Source organism: Streptomyces kebangsaanensis (genome assembly GCF_001906585.1).
GTDB lineage: Bacteria > Actinomycetota > Actinomycetes > Streptomycetales > Streptomycetaceae > Streptomyces > Streptomyces kebangsaanensis.
On the sequence record NZ_JUJA01000168.1, the window covers coordinates 45,658 to 49,956 of the forward strand.

Below are 4,299 nucleotides of genomic sequence, written 5' to 3' on the forward strand. Positions count from 1 at the left end.
GTCGCGCTGGTGAGCTGCGGCGTACTCACCGGCTGGGGCGCCGCCGTGTACGCGGCCGAGCCGGAGCCCGGTGACACCGTCATCGTCGTCGGCGCGGGCGGCGTCGGCATCAACGCCATCCAGGGAGCCCGGTTCTCCGGCGCCGGGAACGTCATCCTGGTCGACCCCAACGAGGCCAAGCACGCCCTGGCACGCGACCTCGGGGCCTCCCACGTCTGCCGCACCCTCGACGAGGCGGCGGCCCTCGCCGCGGACCTCAACCCCAGCGCGATGGGCGCCGACTCCACCCTCGTCTGCACCGGTGAGACCACCGCCGAGATCGTCCGCGCCTCGTTCGAGGCCACCGGCAAGGGCGGCACCATCGTCCTGGCCGGCATGTCCGAGGACGTCCACGACATCAACATCCAACTCCCCGGCACCCAGCTCGTCTTCGCCGAGAAGCGCCTGCAGGGCACCATCTTCGGCTCCTGCAGCCCCACGCGGGACGTGCCCCGGGTGCTGTCCCTGTACCGCCAGGGCCTGATCAAGCTCGACGAGCTGGTCAGCCGTACCTACGGCCTCGACGAGATCAACCAGGGGTTCGAGGACCTGCGGTCCGGACGGAACCTGCGCGGTGTCGTCGCCCACCGCTCCGCGGACTGAAGACCGCGGGAACGAGCCGGCAGGAACAGTAGGAACAAAGGAGCTCTCCGCCATGTCCCACGGGACCGATCGCGACGCCTTCTACATCGACGGCGCCTGGCGCACACCCTCGACCGACCGCGCCTTCACCGCGATCAACTCCGCCACCGAGCAGCCCATCGGCGTCTTCCCCGAGGCCGACCGCGCCGACGTGGACGCCGCCGTCGCCGCCGCGCGCCGCGCCCTCGGCGGCCACCGCGGGTGGGGCTCGGCCGAGGAACGCGCCGCCGCGATGGAACGCCTGGCCCTTGCCCTGGAATCCCGCACCGACGCCCTCGGCACCCTGATCGCCCAGGAAGTGGGCACGCCCCTGGCCCGCGCGATCGAGGCCAACGTCGGCGCCGCGACGGGCCTGCTCCGGTTCTACGCCCCGCTCGCCGACGTCATGTACGCGGAGGACCTGCGTCCCGCCCTGGTGGGGCACAGCCTGGTCCGCCGCGAGCCCGTCGGCGTGGTCGCCATGATCGTGCCGTGGAACTACCCGCTCAGCACACTGTTCTTCAAGCTGGCTCCCGCGCTGGCGATGGGCTGCACCGCCGTGATCAAGCCCTCCCCCGCCACTGGGCTCGACTCGTTCCTCGTCGCCGACGCGGTCCACGAGGCGGGGTTCCCGCCCGGCGTGATCAACTTCCTGCCGGCCGAGCGCGAGGTGGGAGAGTACCTGGTCACCCACCCCGGGGTGGACAAGGTCGCCTTCACCGGCTCCACCGCCGCCGGACGCCGCATCGGCGCGCTCTGCGGCGAACTGCTGCGCCCGGTCACCCTGGAGCTGGGCGGCAAGTCCGCCGCGATCCTGCTGGAGGACGCCCCCCTGCCCCTCCTCCTCGACCACCTGCTGAACCTGTCGTTCAACAACAACGGCCAGACCTGCACCAACAACAGCCGGCTGCTCGTGCCCCGCTCGCGCTACGACGAGGTCGTGGACGCCGTCACCGCGACCGTCGCCGCCTGGCCGGTCGGCGACCCGCTGGACCCGTCCACGGTGATCGGCCCGGTCGTCGGGGCCGACCACCGCGACCGGATCGAGGGCTACCTCCGCAAGGGCCGGGAGGAAGGGGCGCGCGTCACCACCGGCGGCGGCCGCCCACCCGGCCTGGACCGGGGCTTCTACGTCGAGCCCACCGTCTTCGCCGACGTGGACCCCTCGATGTTCGTCGCCCGCGAGGAGAGCTTCGGCCCCGTGGTGACCGTCTCCGCCTACGACGGCTCGGTCGAGGGCGCCGTCGCCATGGCCAATGACTCCGCCTACGGTCTGGCGGGCAGCGTCTGGACGGCGGACGAGGCGCTGGGACGGGAAGTGGCCCGCGCGGTGGACACCGGCACCTTCAGCGTCAACCACGCCAACTTCGACATCGGCGCGCCGTTCGGCGGCCGGCGGGACAGCGGTCTGGGCTCCGAACTGGGGGCGGAGGGGATCGAGGCGTACCTCCAGTACAAGACGATCTTCGTGACCGAGCCGCCCACGGGCGACGACACGCAGGCGGCGTAGAACGAACGGGCGGGGCGCCTGCCCGACGAGCGGGCGCCGCCGGCATGGACAAGTGCCCTGTCGGCGGCGCCCGTCAGCCGTTCGCCGGGCAGGCGTAGGGCATCCGGGTGCTCGTGCGCCCCGTTCGGCTCCCGGTGGCGTCCCGCCCTCACCGGTTTCTTCCTACGTTTGCGGTATGAAGATCGGACTTCGTTCGCGAGCTGTCATGTCGGCCTGCGCGCTCTGCGCGGCAGGCGTTCTGGCACTGGCACCGCCGGTCGCGGCCGTGGGCCGGACGCATGCGGACACGAGCGCGCCGGGGCAGCGGAAGGCGGCGGTGCCGCCGCCGGGCCTGCTGGAGGAGGAGGGCACGCAGGTCCGGCTCCGCGACGGGGCGCCGGACCTGCCGGACCTCTCCGCGCTGTCCTGGCTGGTGGCCGACGCCGGCACCGGCGAGGTGCTCGCCGCGCACGACGCGCACCGCAGACTGCCGCCCGCCAGCACGCTGAAGACCCTGCTCGCGCTGACCGTGCTGCCGGCCTTCCNCCCCGCCGGTGTCCAGCACACCGTCAGCGCGAAGGAGCTGGCGGGGATCGGCGCGGGCAGCAGCCTGGTCGGGGTCGTCGAGGGCCACACGTACAAGGTGGCCGATCTGTGGCGCGGGGTGTTCCTCAACTCCGGCAACGACGCCGTGCACGTGCTGGCCGCGCTCAACGGCGGCTGGGACCACACGGCCCGGCAGATGGAGACCAAGGCCCGCTCCCTGGGTGCCCTCGACACCACGGTCGTCTCCCCGGACGGCTACGACGCCGACGGGCAGGCGTCCTCGGCGTACGACCTGGCCGTGTTCGGCCGGGCCGGGCTGCGCAACCCGGATTTCGCGCGGTACTGCTCCACCGCTCACGCCGCCTTCCCCGGCCACGACGGGACGACGTACCGGATCGCCAACACCAACCGGCTGCTGACCGGCGCCGGCGGCGTGAAGCCGTATCCGGGGCTGCTCGGCATCAAGAACGGCTACACCAGCAACGCGGGCAACACACTGGTCGCCGCCGCCCGGCAGGGCGGGCGGACCCTCGTCGTGACCGTGATGAACCCTCGGGGAGGCGAGGGGCACACCGTCTACGAGGAGGCGCGGAAGCTGCTGGACTGGGGGTTCGACGCGGCCGGGTACGTCGATCCGGTCGGCTCGCTCGACGCCCTGCGGCCGGTGACGCACGCCGACGCGACGGTCGTGGCGGCGGGGCCCGCGGCGCCTCCTCGCGCCGAGCCGAAGGCCGGGTCGCACTGGCCGGAGACGGGCACGATCGCGAGCGCGGTCGGTGCGGGCGCCGGAGTCCTGCTGCTCGGCCTGGGACTCACGGGCCGCCGGTACGCGCGCGACTGACCGGACGGCGGCGGGGCTCAGAACACCGACAGACCGGTGAGGGTCGTGAAGCGGTCCAGGGCCGCCACGCCCGCCACCGAGTTTCCCCGCTCGTCCAGGCCGGGGCTCCACACGCACAGCGCGCACCGGCCGGGTACGACGGCGATGATGCCGCCGCCCACACCGCTCTTGCCGGGCAGCCCCACGCGGTAGGCGAAGTCGCCGGCCGCGTCGTACGTCCCGCAGGTCAGCATGACCGCGTTGATCTGCTTGGCCTGGCTGCGGGTGAGCAGCCGGGTGCCGTCGGCCCGTATGCCGTGCCGGGCGAGGAACGTGGTGGCCAGCGCGAGGTCGGCGCAGGAGGCCGCGATCGAGCACTGGCGGAAGTACTGGTCCAGCAGGACCGGTACCGGGTTGTCGATGTTGCCGTAGGACGCCATGAAATGGGCCAGGGCGGCGTTGCGGTCGCCGTGCTCGGTCTCGGACTCGGCGACCCCGGTGTCGAAGTCCAGCTCCGGGTTGCCGCTCTCGGCACGCAGCAGGCGCAGCAGCTCGCCCGCCGCGTCGCCGGTACGGGTCTGCAGGCGATCGGTGACGACCAGGGCGCCGGCGTTGATGAACGGGTTGCGCGGTATGCCGTTCTCGTACTCCAGCTGGACCAGGGAGTTGAAGGGGTTGCCGGAGGGCTCGCGGCCCACGTGCTCCCACAGTTCGTCGCCCTCGCGGGCCAGGTCGAGGGCGAGGGTGAACACCTTGGTGATGGACTGGGTGGAGAACGGCTCGC

The 4,299-nt window shown here is 72.8% G+C and carries 3 protein-coding genes and 2 pseudogenes; 4 read left to right on the forward strand and 1 reads right to left on the reverse strand.

The window, feature by feature from the left end; translation table 11 throughout:
• The 4 genes and pseudogenes from RH94_RS45850 to RH94_RS37030 all read left to right on the forward strand — a co-directional run.
• Positions 1-642, forward strand: a 642-nt coding sequence (locus RH94_RS45850) for a zinc-binding dehydrogenase (RefSeq protein WP_234426319.1), incomplete at its 5' end; no start/stop codon positions are given.
• 52 nt (positions 643-694) lie between these two features.
• Complete coding sequence (locus RH94_RS37025) at positions 695-2,170, forward strand: aldehyde dehydrogenase (protein WP_073952692.1); 1,476 nt, start codon at positions 695-697, stop codon at positions 2,168-2,170.
• Positions 2,171-2,375: 205 nt separating this feature from the next.
• A pseudogene (locus RH94_RS45855) lies at positions 2,376-2,694 on the forward strand (D-alanyl-D-alanine carboxypeptidase); the annotation flags it as partial.
• Position 2,695: 1 nt separating this feature from the next.
• Positions 2,696-3,536: pseudogene (locus RH94_RS37030) on the forward strand (D-alanyl-D-alanine carboxypeptidase family protein); the annotation flags it as partial.
• A 17-nt stretch (positions 3,537-3,553) separates the two neighbouring features.
• Here the strand turns inward: RH94_RS37030 and RH94_RS37035 are convergent.
• Positions 3,554-4,299 (reverse strand): glutaminase (locus RH94_RS37035; protein ID WP_234426320.1); only part of this gene is annotated, 746 nt, incomplete at its 5' end.